14 protein-coding genes are annotated in these 16,927 nt (G+C 67.3%); 2 read left to right on the top strand and 12 right to left on the bottom strand.

Annotated features, from left to right (window positions below; all coding sequences use genetic code 11):
* Window positions 1–106 precede the first annotated feature (106 nt).
* The 9 genes from otnC to htpG all read right to left on the bottom strand — a co-directional run bounded on the left by otnC (window position 107) and on the right by htpG (window position 10,576).
* Window positions 107–748: a 3-oxo-tetronate 4-phosphate decarboxylase gene (otnC, locus tag ACFE87_RS08615; RefSeq protein WP_375459220.1), complete on the bottom strand. Its 642-nt coding sequence runs from the start codon at window positions 746–748 to the stop codon at window positions 107–109.
* On the bottom strand, window positions 745–2,025 hold the full coding sequence (gene otnK, locus ACFE87_RS08610; RefSeq protein WP_375459219.1) for a 3-oxo-tetronate kinase: 1,281 nt from the start codon (window positions 2,023–2,025) through the stop codon (window positions 745–747). Before otnK ends, otnC begins: the two co-directional genes overlap by 4 nt.
* Window positions 2,022–3,035, bottom strand: a complete 1,014-nt coding sequence (locus ACFE87_RS08605; RefSeq protein ID WP_375459218.1) for an NAD(P)-dependent oxidoreductase — start codon at window positions 3,033–3,035, stop codon at window positions 2,022–2,024. The genes otnK and ACFE87_RS08605 overlap by 4 nt, the downstream gene beginning before the upstream one ends.
* The gene (locus ACFE87_RS08600; protein WP_375459217.1) at window positions 2,953–3,984 is read right to left on the bottom strand and encodes a transketolase family protein; all 1,032 of its coding nucleotides are present in this window, start codon (window positions 3,982–3,984) and stop codon (window positions 2,953–2,955) included. The genes ACFE87_RS08605 and ACFE87_RS08600 overlap by 83 nt, the downstream gene beginning before the upstream one ends.
* On the bottom strand, window positions 3,981–4,829 hold the full coding sequence (locus ACFE87_RS08595) for a transketolase (protein ID WP_375459216.1): 849 nt from the start codon (window positions 4,827–4,829) through the stop codon (window positions 3,981–3,983). Before ACFE87_RS08595 ends, ACFE87_RS08600 begins: the two co-directional genes overlap by 4 nt.
* 235 nt (window positions 4,830–5,064) lie before the next feature.
* Complete coding sequence (locus ACFE87_RS08590) at window positions 5,065–5,607, bottom strand: ATP-binding protein (protein WP_375459215.1); 543 nt, start codon at window positions 5,605–5,607, stop codon at window positions 5,065–5,067.
* Complete coding sequence (locus tag ACFE87_RS08585; protein WP_375459214.1) at window positions 5,604–7,145, bottom strand: GNAT family N-acetyltransferase; 1,542 nt, start codon at window positions 7,143–7,145, stop codon at window positions 5,604–5,606. Before ACFE87_RS08585 ends, ACFE87_RS08590 begins: the two co-directional genes overlap by 4 nt.
* The gene (locus ACFE87_RS08580; protein WP_375459213.1) at window positions 7,120–7,905 is read right to left on the bottom strand and encodes a helix-turn-helix domain-containing protein; all 786 of its coding nucleotides are present in this window, start codon (window positions 7,903–7,905) and stop codon (window positions 7,120–7,122) included. Before ACFE87_RS08580 ends, ACFE87_RS08585 begins: the two co-directional genes overlap by 26 nt.
* Before the next feature lie 820 nt (window positions 7,906–8,725).
* Window positions 8,726–10,576: a molecular chaperone HtpG gene (htpG, locus tag ACFE87_RS08575; protein ID WP_375459212.1), complete on the bottom strand. Its 1,851-nt coding sequence runs from the start codon at window positions 10,574–10,576 to the stop codon at window positions 8,726–8,728.
* Window positions 10,577–10,727: 151 nt separating this feature from the next.
* Here htpG and hydA point away from each other — a divergent pair, with 151 nt between their 5' ends.
* Window positions 10,728–12,173: a dihydropyrimidinase gene (hydA, locus tag ACFE87_RS08570; protein WP_375459211.1), complete on the top strand. Its 1,446-nt coding sequence runs from the start codon at window positions 10,728–10,730 to the stop codon at window positions 12,171–12,173.
* 66 nt (window positions 12,174–12,239) lie between these two features.
* Entirely contained in the window at window positions 12,240–12,620 is a 381-nt protein-coding gene (gene hpxZ / locus ACFE87_RS08565) for an oxalurate catabolism protein HpxZ (RefSeq protein ID WP_375459210.1), read from the top strand.
* 154 nt (window positions 12,621–12,774) lie between these two features.
* Here hpxZ and ACFE87_RS08560 read toward each other — a convergent pair whose 3' ends face one another.
* From ACFE87_RS08560 to ACFE87_RS08550, 3 genes are all read right to left on the bottom strand, one after another.
* Window positions 12,775–13,800 (bottom strand): SIS domain-containing protein, encoded by a 1,026-nt coding sequence (locus ACFE87_RS08560; RefSeq protein ID WP_375459209.1) that lies wholly within the window; start codon window positions 13,798–13,800, stop codon window positions 12,775–12,777.
* A gap of 210 nt (window positions 13,801–14,010) precedes the next feature.
* Window positions 14,011–15,285: a porin gene (locus ACFE87_RS08555; RefSeq protein ID WP_375459208.1), complete on the bottom strand. Its 1,275-nt coding sequence runs from the start codon at window positions 15,283–15,285 to the stop codon at window positions 14,011–14,013.
* Window positions 15,286–15,471: 186 nt separating this feature from the next.
* The gene (locus ACFE87_RS08550) at window positions 15,472–16,815 is read right to left on the bottom strand and encodes a hypothetical protein (RefSeq protein ID WP_375459207.1); all 1,344 of its coding nucleotides are present in this window, start codon (window positions 16,813–16,815) and stop codon (window positions 15,472–15,474) included.
* Window positions 16,816–16,927 lie beyond the last annotated feature (112 nt).

The following is a 16,927-nucleotide window of genomic DNA, read 5'->3' as shown; positions in this document are numbered from 1 at the left end:
GCCATCCGGGTCAGTCTTTGATGGCCGACCCGCAAGGCCCTGCACGAGGCAGCGGGACGACGTAGAGGCAAGCCGGCACCGCGCTCGCGATGACCGGGGCGGTGTCTCAGCTCGGAAAGGCGGCAGCGAGTTCGGCGATCTGCTCGGGGCCGAGTGGCGCAGTCTGCCGGCCCGAGAGCAGGAAGGTGAGCTTCGCCGTCTCTTCCAGCTCCTCGGCCGCGAAGACGGCGTCCTCGATGGTCCGGCCGGCCACGACCGGGCCGTGATTGGCGAGCAGCACGGCATGGTGGTCGCGGGCGAGCGCCCGGACGGCCTCGGCAAGGCCGCGGTCGCCCGGCCGGAAATACGGCACCAACGGCAGCTTTCCGACCCGCATCACATGGTAGGCCGTGAGCGGCGGCAGCACGTTCGCGGGGTCGGCATGGCATTGGCACGAGACCGCGACCGCGTGCGTGCAATGCAGGTGCACGATCGCCCGCGATGTCGGCCGCTCCTCGTACATGGCGAGATGCAGGAAGCCTTCCTTCGAGGGCGGATCGCCGGAGATGTGCCGTCCGGCTTCGTCGACCTTGGCGATGCGCTCAGGATCGAGGAGCCCGAGGCAGGAATTGGTGGGCGAGATCAGAATCGCGCCGTCGTCCAGGCGCGCGCTGACGTTGCCGGTCGAGCCATGCGCGTAGCCCCGGCGGTAGAGGAGGTCGCCGAAGCGGCAGATGAGGTCGCGGAACCGGCTCTCGTCCCGGCTCACGGCAGCGCGTCCCAGGCCTTCAGGAAGAAGTCGTCGGTGCCGAAATTGCCGGATTTGAGCGCGAGCGCCATGCGGGGATCGGACAGGCTGAAGGTCCAGGGCACGCCGGGGTCGATCTCCGGTCCGATCTCGAGGGCCTTCACGCCGAGCGCGGTCACGACCGCGCCGGAGGTCTCGCCGCCCGCCACGACGAGGCGCGTCACGCCCTGCCGCCCGACGAGGCCGCGGGCGATCTCGGCGAAGGTCTCCTCGACGAGGGCGGCCGCGCGCTCGCGCCCGAGGCTCGCCTGCGCACCCGTCACATCGTCGGGAGGCGCCGTGGAATAGACGAGGACGGGCCGATCGGAGTTCTGCTCGCCGGCCCAGGCGAGGACCTGCGCGGCATCCTGCCGGCCGGCCGCGATCTCGGCCGGTGAGATGCGGAAGGTCGCGAGCCCCGCGCGCTCGGCCGCCGCGACCTGTTTTTGGGTCGCGGTCGAACAGCTGCCGGCCAGGATCGCGCTCCGACCCGGCGGGATGGCGGCGGCCCGCGCCTCGGCTCGCGGGCCGACCCATCCCCGCGCCCGGTAGGCGTCGGGCAGGCCGATCGCGAGCCCGCTGCCGCCGGTGACGAGCGGCGCCTCGGCCACCGCCGCGCCGAGCTCGACGAGGTGGCGGTCGGTGAGCGCGTCGACGATCGCGAGCCGGGTGCCGTCGGCCGCGAGCCGGGCCAGCGCCTCGCCGATCGCCTCGCGGCCGCGTTCGACGGCGTCGAAGGCAATCAGACCGACGGGCAGCCGCGTCTGCCGACCGAGCACCGCGACGAGGTTCGGGTCGCGCATCGGGGTCAGCGGATGGTCCCGCATCGGGCTGTCGGAGAGGAGCTGCCGCCCGACGAAGAGGTGGCCCTGGAAGACCGTGCGGCCATTGGTCGGGAAGGCCGGCGTCGCGACCGCGATCGCGGCCCCGAGACGGCCGAGCAAGGCCTCGGCGACCGGGCCGATATTGCCGGCATCGGTCGAATCGAAGGTCGAGCAATACTTGAAGAAGAGCTGCCGAGCCCCGGCGCCGAGCAGCATGTCGGCCGCCCGGAGCGACATCTCGACGGCCTCCGCGGCCGGGACCGTGCGGGATTTCAGCGCCACCACGATCACGTCGGCATCGCCCGGCAGGTCGCCCGCCTCCGGAACGCCCGTCACCTGCACGACGCGCAGGCCCCCGCGCGACAGCGTCAGGCCGAGATCGGTCGCCCCGGTGAGGTCGTCCGCGATGCAGCCGAGGACGGGGCCGGTGGTCACGATCCCGAACCCTGGCGCGGATTCCCGTTCAGCACGTCGTAGCTCCGCACCACCTGGCTGTCGTCCTTGGCGCCGTCGCCGCGGCCGGAGGAGGCGAGGAACATCTGCTGGGCGGCGCTCGCCAGCGGCAGCGCCACGCGCTGCTCGCGCCCGGCTTCGAGCACGATGCCGAGGTCCTTCACGAAGATGTCGACCGCGCTCGAGACGGGCGGCTCGTCCTCCAGCATGCGGGGCCCACGGTCGCGCAGCATCCAGCTCGACGCAGCCGAGCCGGACAGGATCTCGAGCACCACCCGTCCGTCGATCCCGGCTTTTCGCGCCAGCGAAAAAGCCTCGGCCGCGACCGCGATATGGACGCCGCAGAGGAGCTGGTTCACGGCCTTCAGCGTCGCGCCCTGCCCGGCCTGCTCGCCGACATGGAAGATTTTCGTGCCGAGCGCGTCGAGGACCGGCCGGATCCGCTCGAACACCGCCGTGGGCGCGGCCGCCATGATGGTGAGCTCGCCCGCCTTGGCGCCGGCGACGCCGCCCGAGACGGGCGCGTCCAGGAAGGCGCGGCCGGTCGCCTCGACGTCGCGGGCGAGGGTGGCGGCGGCCTTCGGCGGGCAGGTCGCCATCACGATCACGGTCGCGTCCGGCTTCAGCGCGTCGAGCGCGCCCGAGGCGAACAGCACCTCGCGGGCCTGGTCGGCATTGACCACCATCAGCAGCAGCACATCCGCGTCCCGCGCCGCGTCAGTCGCGGTCTCGGCCGTGCCGGCGCCGGAGGCGGCGAGCGCCTCGCGGGCGGCCGGCCGCATGTCGAAGCCCCGCACCTCGAAGCCGCGCCGGGCGAGATTGCCGGCCATGGGCAAGCCCATGGCGCCGAGGCCGACAAAACCGATCCTGGTCATGCGTGAACCCTGCTCCTGGTGACGGCCGGTGCGTTCACAGCCAGCCCTTGATGCTGCGCGCCATCGCGTCCGTCGAGATGCCGTAGCGCTCGTGCAAAGTCGGCAGCGCGCCGGCATCGAGGAAGAGGTCCGGCAGCGCGATCTGGCGGAAGCGCGCCGGCCGCACGTCCGAGCGCATCATCACACCGGCCACGGCCTCGCCGAGCCCGCCCACCACGGAATGGTTCTCGGCCACCACGACGAGCCGCCCGTTCCGCCCCGCCTCGGCGAGGATCGTCGCCTCGTCGAGCGGCTTGATCGTCGGCACATGCAAGACGGCGACGTCGATCCGGTCGGCGGCGAGCGCGGTCGCGGCCTCCAGCGCCCGCATCGTCATGAAGCCGGAGGAGACGACGAGCACGTCCGCCCCGTCCCGGATCAGCTTCGCGCGGCCGAGCTCGAAGCTGTAGCCGTATTCGTCGAGCACCAGCGGGACGTTGCCGCGCAGGAGCCGCAGATAGACCGGGCCGCGATGGTCGGCGATGGCCGGCACGATCTGGCAGATCTCGTGCGCGTCGCAGGGATCGATGATGGTGAGGTTCGGCATCGCCCGGAACATGGCGAGGTCGTCCGTCGCCTGGTGGCTCGGGCCGTAGCCGGTGGTCAGGCCGGGCAGCGCGCAGACGACCTTCACGTCGAGCACTTCCTCGGCGATGGCGAGGCAGATGAAATCGTAGGCCCGGCGCGAGGCGAAGACCGCGTAGGTCGTAGCCCAGGCCTGGAACCCCTCGCGCGCCATGCCGGCGGCGGCGCTCATCAGGAGCTGCTCGGCCATGCCCATCTGGTAGAAGCGCTCCGGATGGCGCTCGGCGAAGATGTGCAGGTCGGTATACTTGCCGAGATCGGCCGTGAGCCCGACGATCTCGGGCCGCGTGTCGGCAAGCGCGGCGAGCGCATGGCCGAAGGGGGCCGGCATGGTGCGCTGGTTCGGCCCGGCGAGCGACGCGATCATCGCCGAGGTGGTAAGCCGCGGCCCCTCCGCGGCCTCGGCGCGCCGCGCCGGCGCCTCGTATTTCGAGCGCCTCATGACGGCCTCGCCTCGTCGATGATGGCGAGCGCGCGCGTCCATTCCTCGGGCTCGACTCGGAGGAAGTGGTTCCGCTCCCGCGCCTCGAGGAACGGCACGCCTTTCGCCATCCGGGTGTCGCAGATGATGACCCGCGGCTGCGGCTCGGGATGCGCCCGCGCCCGGTCAAAGGCCGCGACGAGCGCATCGAGATCGTTGCCGTCGACCCGCTGCGTAAACCAGCCGAACGCCTCGAATTTCGGCCCGAGCGGCTCGAACCCGGTGACGCTCTTCGCCGGCCCGTCGGCCTGCATATCGTTCACGTCGACGATCCCGATCAGGTTCCCGAGCCCGCCCCGCCCCGCATACAGCGCGGCCTCCCAGACCGAGCCCTCGCCGAGTTCGCCGTCCGAGAACAGCGTGTAGCAGAACGCCCCGGACCCCTTCCGCTTCAGCCCGAGACAGATCCCGACCGCGATCCCGAGCCCATGCCCGAGCGAGCCGCCGGTGATCTCCATCCCGGGCGTGTAGGCGGCCATGCCGGACATCGGCAGGCGCGAATCGTCGGCCCCGTAGGTCTCGATCTCGTCCTCCGGCACGATCCCGGCCTCGACGAGCGCCGCGTAGAGCGCGATCGCGTAATGGCCGATCGAGAGCAAAAACCGGTCCCGCCCCTCCCATTCTGGCTCCTCGGGCCGGTACGTCATCGCGTGGAAATAGGAGACGGCCAGCACGTCGGCGATGCCGAGCGCCTGGGCGATATAGCCCTGCCCCTGCACCTCGCCCATCCGGAGCGCATGATGCCTGATCCGCCGCGCCCGCTCCGGCAGCGGCACATTATGGCCGATGCGGCTCGTGGCCGGCATGGCATCCTCCCGTGTGTTGGGGCTTTTGTCGGGCGGATGGGGGCCGCGGTCAAACGGGGGGGAGAGATCAGTGTCGCCCTACTAAGCGACGGATGTGCATGTCAGCGGACGATCTGCGCCACACTCCTAACAACCGGGCGGTCACCCCGGGCAACGCTCCGGGGATGATGCGAGCCTCCCCGAAGCGTTGCGCGTCCCGCTCCGTTCATCTGACAAGCGCTCATCACAGCCGCTGCTATGCGCGAAGCGCTTCCACCACCGCATGGACATCTTCAGAACTAAAGCACGCGAACGGAATCCCTAGCTCAGACGCGATGCGAGCGGCAGCTTCACCCGCGCGTCGCTGCTGCTGCTCGAGCAGGCCGGCGTCTAACTCCGGCCTTATCCGTCGCGTGTCATTCAGCCGCCGCTGAAGGATGGCTCCTGGCTCGGCCCAGATCATCAGGATTTGCTCGCACGTCAGCGCCGCAAACACGCTGCTCGGAACGTCGGTTACAGAGGCATCACCAAAAATCACGGCATGACCGTCGAACAAAACGAGGCCGTCTACTGATGCGCTGGCGCGAGCAAAGCCGTCGATCAGCAGCTGTTGATTGTCCAACACTGGACCTGTTCGCAATTCCTCCGAGCTTGACGCGGTCGTTTGCCGACGCGCCTGCTCCGCTTTGATTAGATCGCTTGCTTGTAAGTGTAGCAACGGGATTTGCTCGACGAGGCGGCGGACGAGCGTGGATTTTCCTACACCTGACAGCCCAACTAAAGCTACGACCCGCCTCATTGCACTGCGAAACCGAGGTCGAGGCGCCGCAACAGCATTGCAAGCTTTGGCGGCTTGAACCGGAAGATCGACTGCGGAGGATGACCGTCGAAAATTCCTTGATGCCGCAGTTCCGGTAGCGTGACCGGCGGCTCGACATGCCCGATCAGCAGGAAGTTGATCGCCTTCACAGGTTTTTCCGCGCTTGCCTTCCAGGCTTGAAGCTGGCGCTCGCTATAGACAGAGCGACCGCCTGCCAGCCGTCGCAGCGCGTCTGTCGAATGCGCCAAGGTCATATCTTCGAAGATACCCACCGTCGTAATCGCCTGGGACGGCGGCCGTTCCGATAGGCTCTTGTAGAAGAACAGGAGTGCGCCCGGCTGCCCAATCCACGCTTTTGCTCGGCAGAGATAGACCTTGCGGATCGTGTTGCCGGGCAGACGGGGCCCCTGCCCCATGCCACCAAATTCGAACAGCTCTGGTTCGCGCGCATCCCGCAGTTCCGGGAAGAGCGCTTCGTGAAACTCCGCGCGGATCGGCACTCCATATGCTTCGACGCGCGGCCCGGCGTGGAACCGCGGATAGTTCTTACACGCCAAGCGAAACAAGTCCTCACCGTCCTCGGCCGAAAGCGAGTCCCGATATAACGATTTCTCGAAAGTGATCTCGCCGTCTGACGCGATAAGCGTTGACTGAAAACCGTAGTAGCGAACAAGCTCAATTAGTGTTGTCTGAGCCGGATAGGCCGTAAGGTACACAACGTCAAAATGATTCTTCTGCCCAAACCATAACACCTGCTTCAGCAGCAGTTCGCCAAGTTTTATGCCACGCCGCTCCGGCCGAACCTTGAAGGTGCATACTTTTAGTATCTTCTCGCCCGGTAGACTGGCGTCAGTTTCGCCCGCACGCTCCACTTTCCGCACGACAATGCCGGCGAGCTTGCCTTCGTCGGTGACGACCCAACATTTACGCCGTTGACGAACGCACTTTTCGCGCCACCAGCTGTCGAACCCTGGATAGCCCTCGCGCAGGCTGTCGAAGATCGGATCGTTCGCCGGGATGGTGTGCGCATCGACCTCTTCAATGAAGCGGATTGGAACGTCGATGGGCTCATAGGTTGTGCGCAGCAACAGAGCCGCGTCTGCGACATAGAGCACGCGGCGGGCCAGCTCGACCGAGCGTCGGCGCGCCCGATCATGCAGGCCCGTGTCCTCAGATATTAAGAAGTCGACAGCACCGATCGTGAGTGCGTGCAGGAGGGTTGCGTCGACGACGTCGTTAGGGCGGGGCAGTGCCCCGAACTGCGCTGCCAAGTCTGCAGCGGTGAGACCACGCACCTTGCCGAGGATCTGAAATTTAGCAATCTTGCTGAGTGATATCTGCCGCCGCGCACTGTCGCGGTCCCTCGCGAGGTCGTCGCGAGCGGCCTCGTGGATCAAGATACCGACGCCGTGCTTGGATGCGAGCTGCTGAAGAGCGGCAAAATCCGAGGAAACTTCCCGCTGATCTTCGAGACCGATGAAGACGTTCGTATCAATGAGGCAGTTCGGAGAACTCATAGCTAAGAACCTGACGCAATTGCCGGTTGGCATACAGGAACGATTGCGGTGGCTCGAAGCTAAACCGATCTCTTAACTCGGCCAGCTCGACTGGCCGCCGCAGTGCCCGAGCTCGAGCGAGCCTAATCGCGTACCCGTGATCAAGGCCCGCAAAGTATGCGTCAAAGTCATTGCGGTTGATGCAGGCATCTGGGGCGAACGCGCGCCAGATCGCGTCTGGCGACTGTTTGGTGACGGATTCAATTTCCGCGACCCCGGTAAGCGCCCGAGTTGGGCTTGAGGTATATATAAATGCAGCAGTGCCGGCCGGCACGTCAACTGGGAAACGTCGGCGAAGCTCGATCGTCTTACGACCTTTCAAAATGGGCTCGGCATACTGAGGTCTTATGCTTAATACCACATCGCGCCGCGCAGGAAAGCGGTCATCACCTATGATTGGCAGGACAAGCTGATCTTCGCTAACCTCCTCTTTATCAAACGAAAACTCAGCAAAGCTAGAAATTCGGAGGGCAGCATCTTCAAATCTCGCATCGATGCGAAGCTTTGCACCGAGGCCTTCCAGATAGTTCCTGAGGGTTGAGACCAGAAGGTCAGCTTGGCGTTCGATGCGGGAGAGCGATGACTGATGCATCCCGAGTCGGTCGGCGAGCTGGGTCTGTGTCACGCCAGCGCCCTCGCGCACTTGCTTCAGTCGCTCGCCGATGTGGTCTGCGTCTCGTTCACGAGCCAGATGCGCTTCGAAAACTCGGCCCATAGGCATAGTTCGATCTCCGAAGTGAGGTCTTATGACCTTAATGCTATAACGGCAAGTCGAGGTGTTTTGACGGTCCGCTCCGCGTGAGGCCAAAGCTTGGCACCGCTCGTCATCTAGGAATATAAGCGGATCGTCTCGTCCAACGAGGGGCGCGCTCATGAGGCGTCGCGAGTGTGGGGCGGGATCGGCGCCTGCGGGCGGGGTTCGCGGCCCCGCACTCGGGAGGCCGGGCCAGATTCGTCCCCCCGGTACTACGGCCGGGGCGCGCCGAAGGCGCTTAAGGGCGGCGGACGAGGTTTTGGCCTCGTGGCGCCGTGCCGAAATCCGGAAGGTCCGGTCCGAAATCGCCGTGCGCGGGAGGCCGGACGGCTCTCCTTACTAAGCTGAACGAGTCGACCGGTCTCCCGCGTCCCCTCGTCTGGTCTTTGAAGGTGTGGCGAGGACCGACCCGGGTGACCGGAACGGACGGCGCGTGCCTGCAACCACGGCGTCACGCTGAGGAGCCCCCCGAAGCGGGCGTCTCGAAGCACGCACGACGCGGGAGGGGCGGAGGTCCAACGTGGTGCGTCCTTCGAGACGGCCGGCAAAGCCGGCCTCCTCAGGATGACGCTGTGGGTGGACCCCGATCCGCTATTCCGGGCGGAGCAGTTGCTCCTCCGCTCACCCCGGCGAAAGCCGGGGTCCAGCACTTGGCCCTGGATCCCGGCTTTCGCCGGGAGGAGCGGGTGGGCCGGAGCCTTCCGTGGGTTCCGGGTTCCGCGGAGCCTGTCGTCGGGCCGGCCGCAGGCCGGACCCGATGGCGGCCCCGGAATGACGGGGAGCGGGCTCAGTCGGCCGGTGCCTCCGCGCCGGCAAGCGCGGCCGCGACGCGGCGGGCGAAGGCGGTGGGGTCGCGGGGCGTGTCGCCGTCCTGGATGCGGGCGAGGTCGAGGAGGGTGCCGGCGATTTCGGCGAGGTCCTCGCCCGCGGCCAGGCGCGCGGCGAGCGCGCGGATGAGGGCGTGGCGCGGGTTGATCTCGAGCACCGCCATGTCGGCCCCGAAGCCGCGGCCGGCGCGGCGCAGCAGGCGCTGCATCTGGAGGTCGGGGCCGTAGCCGGCGGAGGCGAGGACGACGGCGCTGTCGACCAGCCGGTCGGTCGAGCGGACATCGGAGACCTCGCCGTCGAGCGCCGCCTTCAGGGCCGCGACGAGCGCGTCGGTGTCGGCCGCCTCGCCCTCGGGCGCAGAATCGCCCGCGAAGCCGGAGAGGTCGATCGCGCCCTGGGTGATGCTGCGGAGCTTCTTCTCCCCGAAGGTGCCGAGCTGTTCGGGCCAGAAGGCGTCGACATGGTCGGACAGCAGCAGGACCTCGACACCGCGGGCGCGAAAACCCTCGACCTGGGGCGAGCGCGTGAGGGCGTCCGGCTCGCCGGCGATGAGGTAGTAGATCTCGTCCTGGCCGTCCTTCATGCGGGAGACGTAATCGGCGAGCGAGGTCCAGCCCTCGACCGTCGAGGAGCGGAAGCGGAGGAGCGGCGCGATCTCGTCGCGGCGGCCGCCATCCTCGACCAGCCCCTCCTTTACGACCGGGCCGAAATTCTCCCAGAAGGTCGCGTAATCCTCCGCATCCTTGGCCCGGTTGGTCAGTTCGGACAGGACCCGGCCCGTGACGGCCTTGCGGATGCGGGCGAGCGCCGGGGTTGATTGCAGCATCTCGCGCGAGACGTTGAGCGGCAAATCCTCGGTGTCGACGACGCCCTGCACGAAACGCAGCCAGGAGGGCAGGAGCCCGGCCTCGTCGGTGATGAACATGCGCCGGACGTGCAGCCGGACGCGGCTCTCGCGCTCGCCCTCGACCGGCGCGAAGGGCTTCATGCCGGGCACGAAGAGGAGCGCCGTGAACTCGGTCGCGCCCTCGGCCCGCCAATGCAGCGTGGCCCAGGGCTTGTCGAAGGCATGCGCGACCTGGCGGTAGAAGCCCGTATAGGCCTCCTCGTCGATCTCGGATTTGGGCTTGCGCCAGAGGGCATTGCCCTGGTTGCCGGCGACCTCCTCCGTGCCGGCCTCGGCGATCACGATAGGGGCCGTGATGTGGTCGGCCCATTTGCGGATGATGTGCTGGAGCCGCATCGGCTCGAGATATTCCTCGGCATCCTCCTTCATGTGCAGGACGACGTCGGTGCCGGCCTCGGCCCGGCTGCCGGGCGCGAGGGTAAAACTCCCCTCCCCCTCGGAGGCCCAGACCCAGCTCTCCTCCGCGCCGGCCTTGCGGGAGGTCACCTCGACGCGGTCGGCGACCATGAAGGCCGAGTAGAAGCCGACGCCGAACTGGCCGATCAGGCTCGGCCGATCGCCGGCGCTGGCGTCCGCCAGGGTCTGGCTGAAGGCGCGGGTGCCCGAGCGGGCGATGGTGCCGAGATCGCGCGCGAGCTCGTCCTTCGCCATGCCGAGGCCGCCATCGGTGATGGTGAGCGTGCGGGCGGCCTTGTCGGGGACGATGCGGATCTTGCCGTCGGCCGGCGGCGACAGGGCCGCATCGGTCAGGGCCGCGAAACGCCTGCGGTCGGTCGCGTCGGCGGCATTGGCGACAAGCTCGCGCAGGAAGATCTCGCGGTCGGAATAGAGGGCGTGGACGACGAGATCGAGGAGCCGCCCCACCTCGGCGCCGAATTCGTGCTTCTCGATCGTCTCGCTCACCTGTCGGGCTCCGTTGTCGCGCTGTCGGGCGCGATATGCGGCCAGGAAGAGGGCTTTGCAACGGGCCGCCGTGTGGACGCTGCGGGAGCCTGTGCGTAGGCTCGCCGCTTGCATCCGCCCGCCGACCGGCGATCCGAGCGACACGTCCTCCATGCCTCTATTCGACCTCGCCATCCGGGGCGGCACCGTCGTCACCGCGTCGGACACGTTCCGGGCCGATATCGGCATCCGGGACGGGCGGATCGTCAGCGTGGCGGACGGGGTCGAGGGCGCCGCGGAGGAGATCGACGCCTCCGGCCTCCTCGTCCTGCCGGGCGGGATCGACAGCCACGTTCACATCGCCCAGGATTCCGGTCCCGGCATCACGATGGCCGACGATTTCTGCTCGGCCACCCGGGCGGCGGCGGCGGGCGGCAATACCTGCGTGATGCCCTTCGCGATGCAGAAGAAGGGCGAGAGCCTGCGGGGCGCCGTCGAGGCCTATCGCCGACTGGCGGAAGGCTCCTGCCTCATCGACGTCGCCTTCCACCTCATAATCTCGGACCCGACGCCCGAGGTCCTGGGCCAGGAGCTGCCGGCGCTCCTGAAGGACGGCTTCACCTCCTTCAAGGTCTTCATGACCTATGACGACCTCGTCCTGTCCGACCGCCAGCTTCTCGACGTGTTCGACGTCGCCCGGCAGGAGGGCGCGCTCGTGATGGTCCATGCGGAGGGATACGACGCGATCCGCTACATGACCGAGCGGCTGGAGCGTGCCGGCGAGACGCGGCCGATCGGCCACGCCCTGTCCCGCCCGGAGATCGTCGAGCGGGAGGCTGCGCACCGAGCGATCAGCCATGCCGAGCTTGTCGACGTGCCGATCATGATCGTCCACGTCTCCGGCCGCGAGGCGATGGAGCAGGTGCGCTGGGCGCAGGCGCGGGGCCTCAAAGTCTATGCCGAGACCTGCCCGCAATACATCACACTGACGGCATCCGACATGGACCAGGTCGGCATGGAGGGCGCGAAATACGTCTGCTCGCCGCCGCCGCGCGACGAGGACAGCCAGCGCGCGATCTGGGAGGGGCTGCAGCAGGGGGTGTTCCACACGGTCTCGTCCGACCATTGCCCCTTCCGCTACGACGACCCGGAGGGGAAGCTGAACCCGCGCGGCCCCTCCTCCTTCCGTTGGGTCCCGAACGGCATCCCGGGGATTGAGACGCGGCTGCCGATCCTGTTCTCAGAGGGCGTCTCGGCCGGTCGCATCTCGCTGAACCGCTTCGTCGAGCTCACCGCGACGAACCACGCCAAGCTCTACGGCCTGTACCCGCGCAAGGGTTCGATCGGGATCGGCTTCGATGCGGACCTCACGATCTGGGATCCGAACCGCCGCGAGACGATCCGGCAGGCCGATCTGCATCACGGGCCCGATTACACGCCCTGGGAGGGATTCGAGGTGACGGGGTGGCCCGTCACCACCATCGCGGGTGGGCGGGTGGTCTTCGATCGTGGGCGCTTCGTGGACGACGCGCCGCGTGGACGCGTGCTGGAACGGGACCTGTCGCCGTACGCCGTCCCTCGGGGTGCCGGACTAAGGACGTCCCTGTTTGCGGGTTAGGCGGGGCGGCGCCGGGTCGGATCGTCCGCAGGGCCGTGTTGGCCGCAACATCAAGGAAGCCGCTTCATGGACATCGATCTGCCGGACGTGAAGGCCGAGGTGGAGGCGGCCTTCGCCCGCTACGAACAGGCGCTCGGCGACAACGACGTGGAGACGCTGGAGGCCCTGTTCCGGGACGACCCGCTCACCATCCGCTACGGCATCGCTGAGAATCTCTACGGCATGGACGCGATCCGGGCCTTCCGGCGCGCGCGCTCGCCGGTCGGGCTCGCCCGCCGGATCGACCGGACCGTCATCACGACCTACGGGCGGGATGCGGCCACGGCCTCGACCCTGTTCTACCGCGACAGCGCCGGCGGGAAAACAGGCCGGCAGATGCAGACCTGGATCCGCTGCCCCGAAGGCTGGCGCGTCGTCGCCGCACATGTGAGCCTGATCGAGGGCTGACGCCTCCCCGTCATTCCGGGGCCGCGAAGCGGAACCCGGAACCTATGGAGGAGCGGTCGAACGGGAGCGGTCCACGGCGGTGAGAGCCGTGGGTTCCGGGTTATCGCCTGTGGCGAGCCCGGAATGACGGGGTGGAATGCGCGCGCGAAGCCCCTCAGGCAATCCCGGCCCGCAACAAGTCGTGGATGTGCAGGATGCCGGCCGGCTTCTCGCCCTCGACGATGAAGATCGTCGTGATGCGCCTGCGGTTCATGAGTTCGAGTGCGGCACTCGCCAGCGTGCCCGGCGCGAGGCTGACCGGATCGAGCGTCATGACCTCGTCCACGGAACGATGCAGGATGTCCTCGCCCATGTGGCGCCGAAGGTCGCCATCCGTGACGATGCCGGCGAGGCACCCGTCCCGGCCGACAACGCCGACGCAGCCATAGCGCTTGCCCGTCATGGCGAGGAGGACGTCGGTCATCGTCGTGCCGGCCAGAACGAGCGGCACCTCATCTCCCGAATGCATCAACTGCTCCACGGTCCTCAGCCGCGCGGCGAGCTTTCCGCCGGGGTGGAACTGCTTGAAGTCGAGCGCGGAGAAGCCGCGCGCTTCGAGGAGCGCGATCGCCAGCGCATCACCCAGCGCCAGTTGCATCGCGCTCGAGGCCGTCGGAGCGAGGTTGTGCGGGCAGGCCTCCCGAACGATCGGGAGCGCCAGCACGATGTCGGCGGTGCTGCCGAGCGTGCTGGTCCGGCTCGACGTGATCGCGATGAGTTTCACGGCGAAGCGCCGGGAAAAGCTGATCAGGTCGCCGAGTTCTTGGGTCTCGCCGGACCAGGAGAGCGCGATGATGACGTCGTCCGACGAGATCATGCCGAGATCGCCATGGCTCGCTTCCGTCGCGTGCACGAAGGTCGCCTGGGTGCCGGTCGAGGCGAGGGTCGAGGCGATCTTGCGGCCGATATGGCCGCTCTTGCCGATGCCGGTTACGATCACCCGGCCCGGGGCGGATAGAATCGCGGCGACCGAGGCGTTGAACGCGTCCCTGATCTCTCCGTCGAGCGAGTCCGCCAGGACCGTGAGCGCATCCCGCTCGATCTCGACGCTGCGAATCCCGGAGCGGTGCGCCGACACGCCGGAAACTCGCGAGACGAGGGAAACGGACGCGTCGACGAGTTCGTCGCTGATCGTGATCATCGCTGCGGATTACCGCGCCGGGACGCTCCCCGGCAAGCAAGGGAGAAGGACGACGCTCGTCGAGCGGCAGGGGGAGCAGCTCAATCCGAAGCGTCGCTTGCGCATCCGGGCAGCACATGGAGCTTGACGCGAGACAGGCGCGACCCTCGGGCCGCGCCTGTCTCCGCGTCGTCGAAGGTCCCGGCTGAAGAGCCGGGACCGCTGATGCGCTTAGAACGTGATGCCCGTCTCGACCATGTAACGGTCCTGCGATGTCCGGTTGCCGGAACGGCCGAAGCCGGTACCCAGGGTCCCCTCGCCGAGGTCGCCGCGGGTGATGCCGCTGATCTCGACGCGGGAATATTCGCCGCGCAGGAAGTAGCGTCCGACCGTGTAGGTCGGGGTCACGGTGAACGACCAGGCCGAGCTGCCCGGGCCGTAGAGGAGGCTCGTGGTTCCGGAGGCGCGACGTCCCGTCTGCTCTTCGTATTCGCCGCGCACCGCGAGGGCGAAGTTGTCGGTGAAGGCGTAGCTCGCCAGGACCGCCCCGCCATAGGTCGAGGCCGTGTTCAGGATGCCGAGCTGCAGGTCCTTCTCGACCGTCGTGTACTGGAAGTAGGGCGTGATCGTCAGCGGGCCGTTCGTGTAGGTGTAGTTCGCGTTGAAGATCGCGCTGTTCTGCTGCAGCAGCGGCGTCGCGAACTGGTAGCGCAGGCTGCGGTTGCGCACGTCGGTCCGGCCGAGGTTCAGACCGCCGTTGACGCCGACCGAGTTGTTGTCGTCGAGCTTGTAGGTCAGCGCGCCCGTGAACCAGCTGATCTCGCCGGAGAAGAAGCCGTCGGTGCCGGCGACCGAGAGCGTCACGGGGCCGTTGGCGTAATTGAGCTGAACGCCGTGGTTGATGATGTTTTCCTGGTTGAACAGGAGGCCGCGCTGGATGTTCAGGTTCTGGAAAGTGAAGGGCGCCTCGGTCCCGATCAGGGTCGGCATGCGACCACCCTGCAGCGACCAGTTATCGCTGAACACGATCTTTCCGAAGGCGACCGGCAGCGGTCCGAACAAGAGATCGGTCTGGTCGATGCTGCCGTAATTTACGAAGCCAAGCGCCGGGATCGCGTAGCCGCCGCCCTGCACGTAGAACTGGAACGGCCCGTCGGCTTTCTGGACCCAGCCCTGGAGGTTGGTGAAATCCACTCGCCCGGCCCGGTCGTTCGGGAGCGGGCTCGGCGAGAAGGGAAACTGATTCGTCTGGGCATAGGCGTAGCCCGAGAGGGCGCCACCGAAATACAGGTCGCCGATCGCAGTCGAGATGCAGGTCGGATCGGGATTTTGCTTGATGATTCCGGCGAAGGCCGGCGTCGAAAGCTCGGCCTTGCAGGCCTTTGGCGCTTCAGGCGCCTTGGCAGCGGGGGCCAGATCGGCCGCGCGAGCGCCGCCCAAAGCGAAGCCCAGGCTGACAAGGCTCACGCCCGCAAGTGCGAAGGAACGTAGGCTGTATCGCTTCATGGCTTCCGAGACCCCCGACCACCGTGTTGTTGATGGCTGAAGCGTGTCGGGAACGCGGCAGTAAGGCGACGCTAACTTTGCGCCACTTGCCGCTTTGGTGTGCAATCAGGCCGAGTGTCGGACAATCCGGCAACTCTCGTGACATTGGCGCAACAGACAGGATGGGTCTCCAGCCCCATCCACCAATCAGTTGGCCTTGAAGCCTGAGGTGCTCGGCCCAACGGCCTGGGCTCCAGGAAGCAGGACGGCAGCGTGCTCGGACTTGTCTCGCCGGGCGGGCGCGACCTTCACCTTGGCGCTGGATGAACTCGACGCCGAGGCCTTTTCCTTGCCCGGAGTCGATTGGCGTCTCTTGTCTGCCCCAACGGAGGAGGTTTTCAAGCCCGGCTCCACCGCGCCCGGGAGCGTCGGCACATCGTCCGGATCCGCGCTGGCGAGCCGCGTCCGGCCCGGCCCACGAGGCGTCGTCACCGAGCCCGAGGTCGCCGGGTCAGCCACGGCCGACTTCGAAGCCATGACGGCCACCCGTGCGGACTTCGACCCGGACTTGCCGGTCTCGATCGGAACCTCGCGGGGACCTTCGGCCAGTGCCTCGGGTCGGCTCACCTGGCTGAAGCTGCGGCTCGGACGTGTATCCAGAATGGCAAAGCTAGAGCCCGAATCGCCGCCCGTCGACGGGGCTGCACCCTTGAAGCTCTCGTGCTGCCCGCCATCGGCATAGAGAAGGCGAACGGCCGGTGTGCCCTTGGCCACGAGGTCCGCGACCTGCTTGCGATCGTCCTCGTCCTTCTGAGCGACGGCCGGCGCCAGCGTCGGGTCGTCCTTGCACTCGTCGGCAACCGTGTTGAAGGCGTAACGACCCTGGCAGACGGAGATCCTGGGTTCGCGCTTCGTGACCTCGAAATGGTCGGAGCCCTGTTTCAGGTTCCGCCAGAACGGCATGTTCGGGTCCTGGCGGTAGCGGGCCAGGTTTTCGGCGGTCATCCGGAAGGGATAGGCCTGGAACTGGAAGCCCCGCTGACCGGCCGAGAAGGATTCCCGGGCTATGGCATAGACTTCGGAAATGCCCTCGTCCGTCATGGCGTAGCAGCCGCGCGACGAGCAATCGCCGTGGACCATCAGATGCGATCCGGTGCGGTTGTGGGAGCGGTCGAAGGCGTTCGGGAAGCCGGTGTCGAAGGACAGGTGATAGGAGGAGTTCGGGTTCATCTGCCCGGGCGACACCGTGTAGAACCCCTCGGGAGCCTGACGATCGCCTTCCCGCACCTTCGGGCCGAGCTGACCGGACCAGCGGCAGATCGGAAAGGATTTCAGCAGCGCATATTGCCCGTTCGTCCTTTTCCAGACTTCGAGCTCCGCTTCCTTCTTGTAGAGCCGGACGAGGATCGGATCCTCTTTCCTCATGCCCTTCTCGGACATGAGCGCGACGGTCTTCGCCGGGATGGGCGCGAGCGACCGCGTCGAACCCGGCTGCTCGTTGCAGCCAGCGAGCGACAAAGCGACGATCGACGCCGCCAGGAGACGCTTCATTCCAGACCTCGCATCGGCCGATCCAGTTGATCCGGAGCGGCCTCCCCCAATCCCTAGGAGCGTTAAACTTACCCCGTTGTTACCGCAACGCCCTGCGACAGCTCGCAATGGT

Source organism: uncultured Enterovirga sp., from assembly GCF_964242715.1.
Taxonomy (GTDB): Bacteria; Pseudomonadota; Alphaproteobacteria; order Rhizobiales; family Beijerinckiaceae; genus Enterovirga.
The sequence above is the reverse complement of the archived record's forward strand: the minus strand, read 5'-3'. Positions and strand labels throughout refer to the sequence as shown.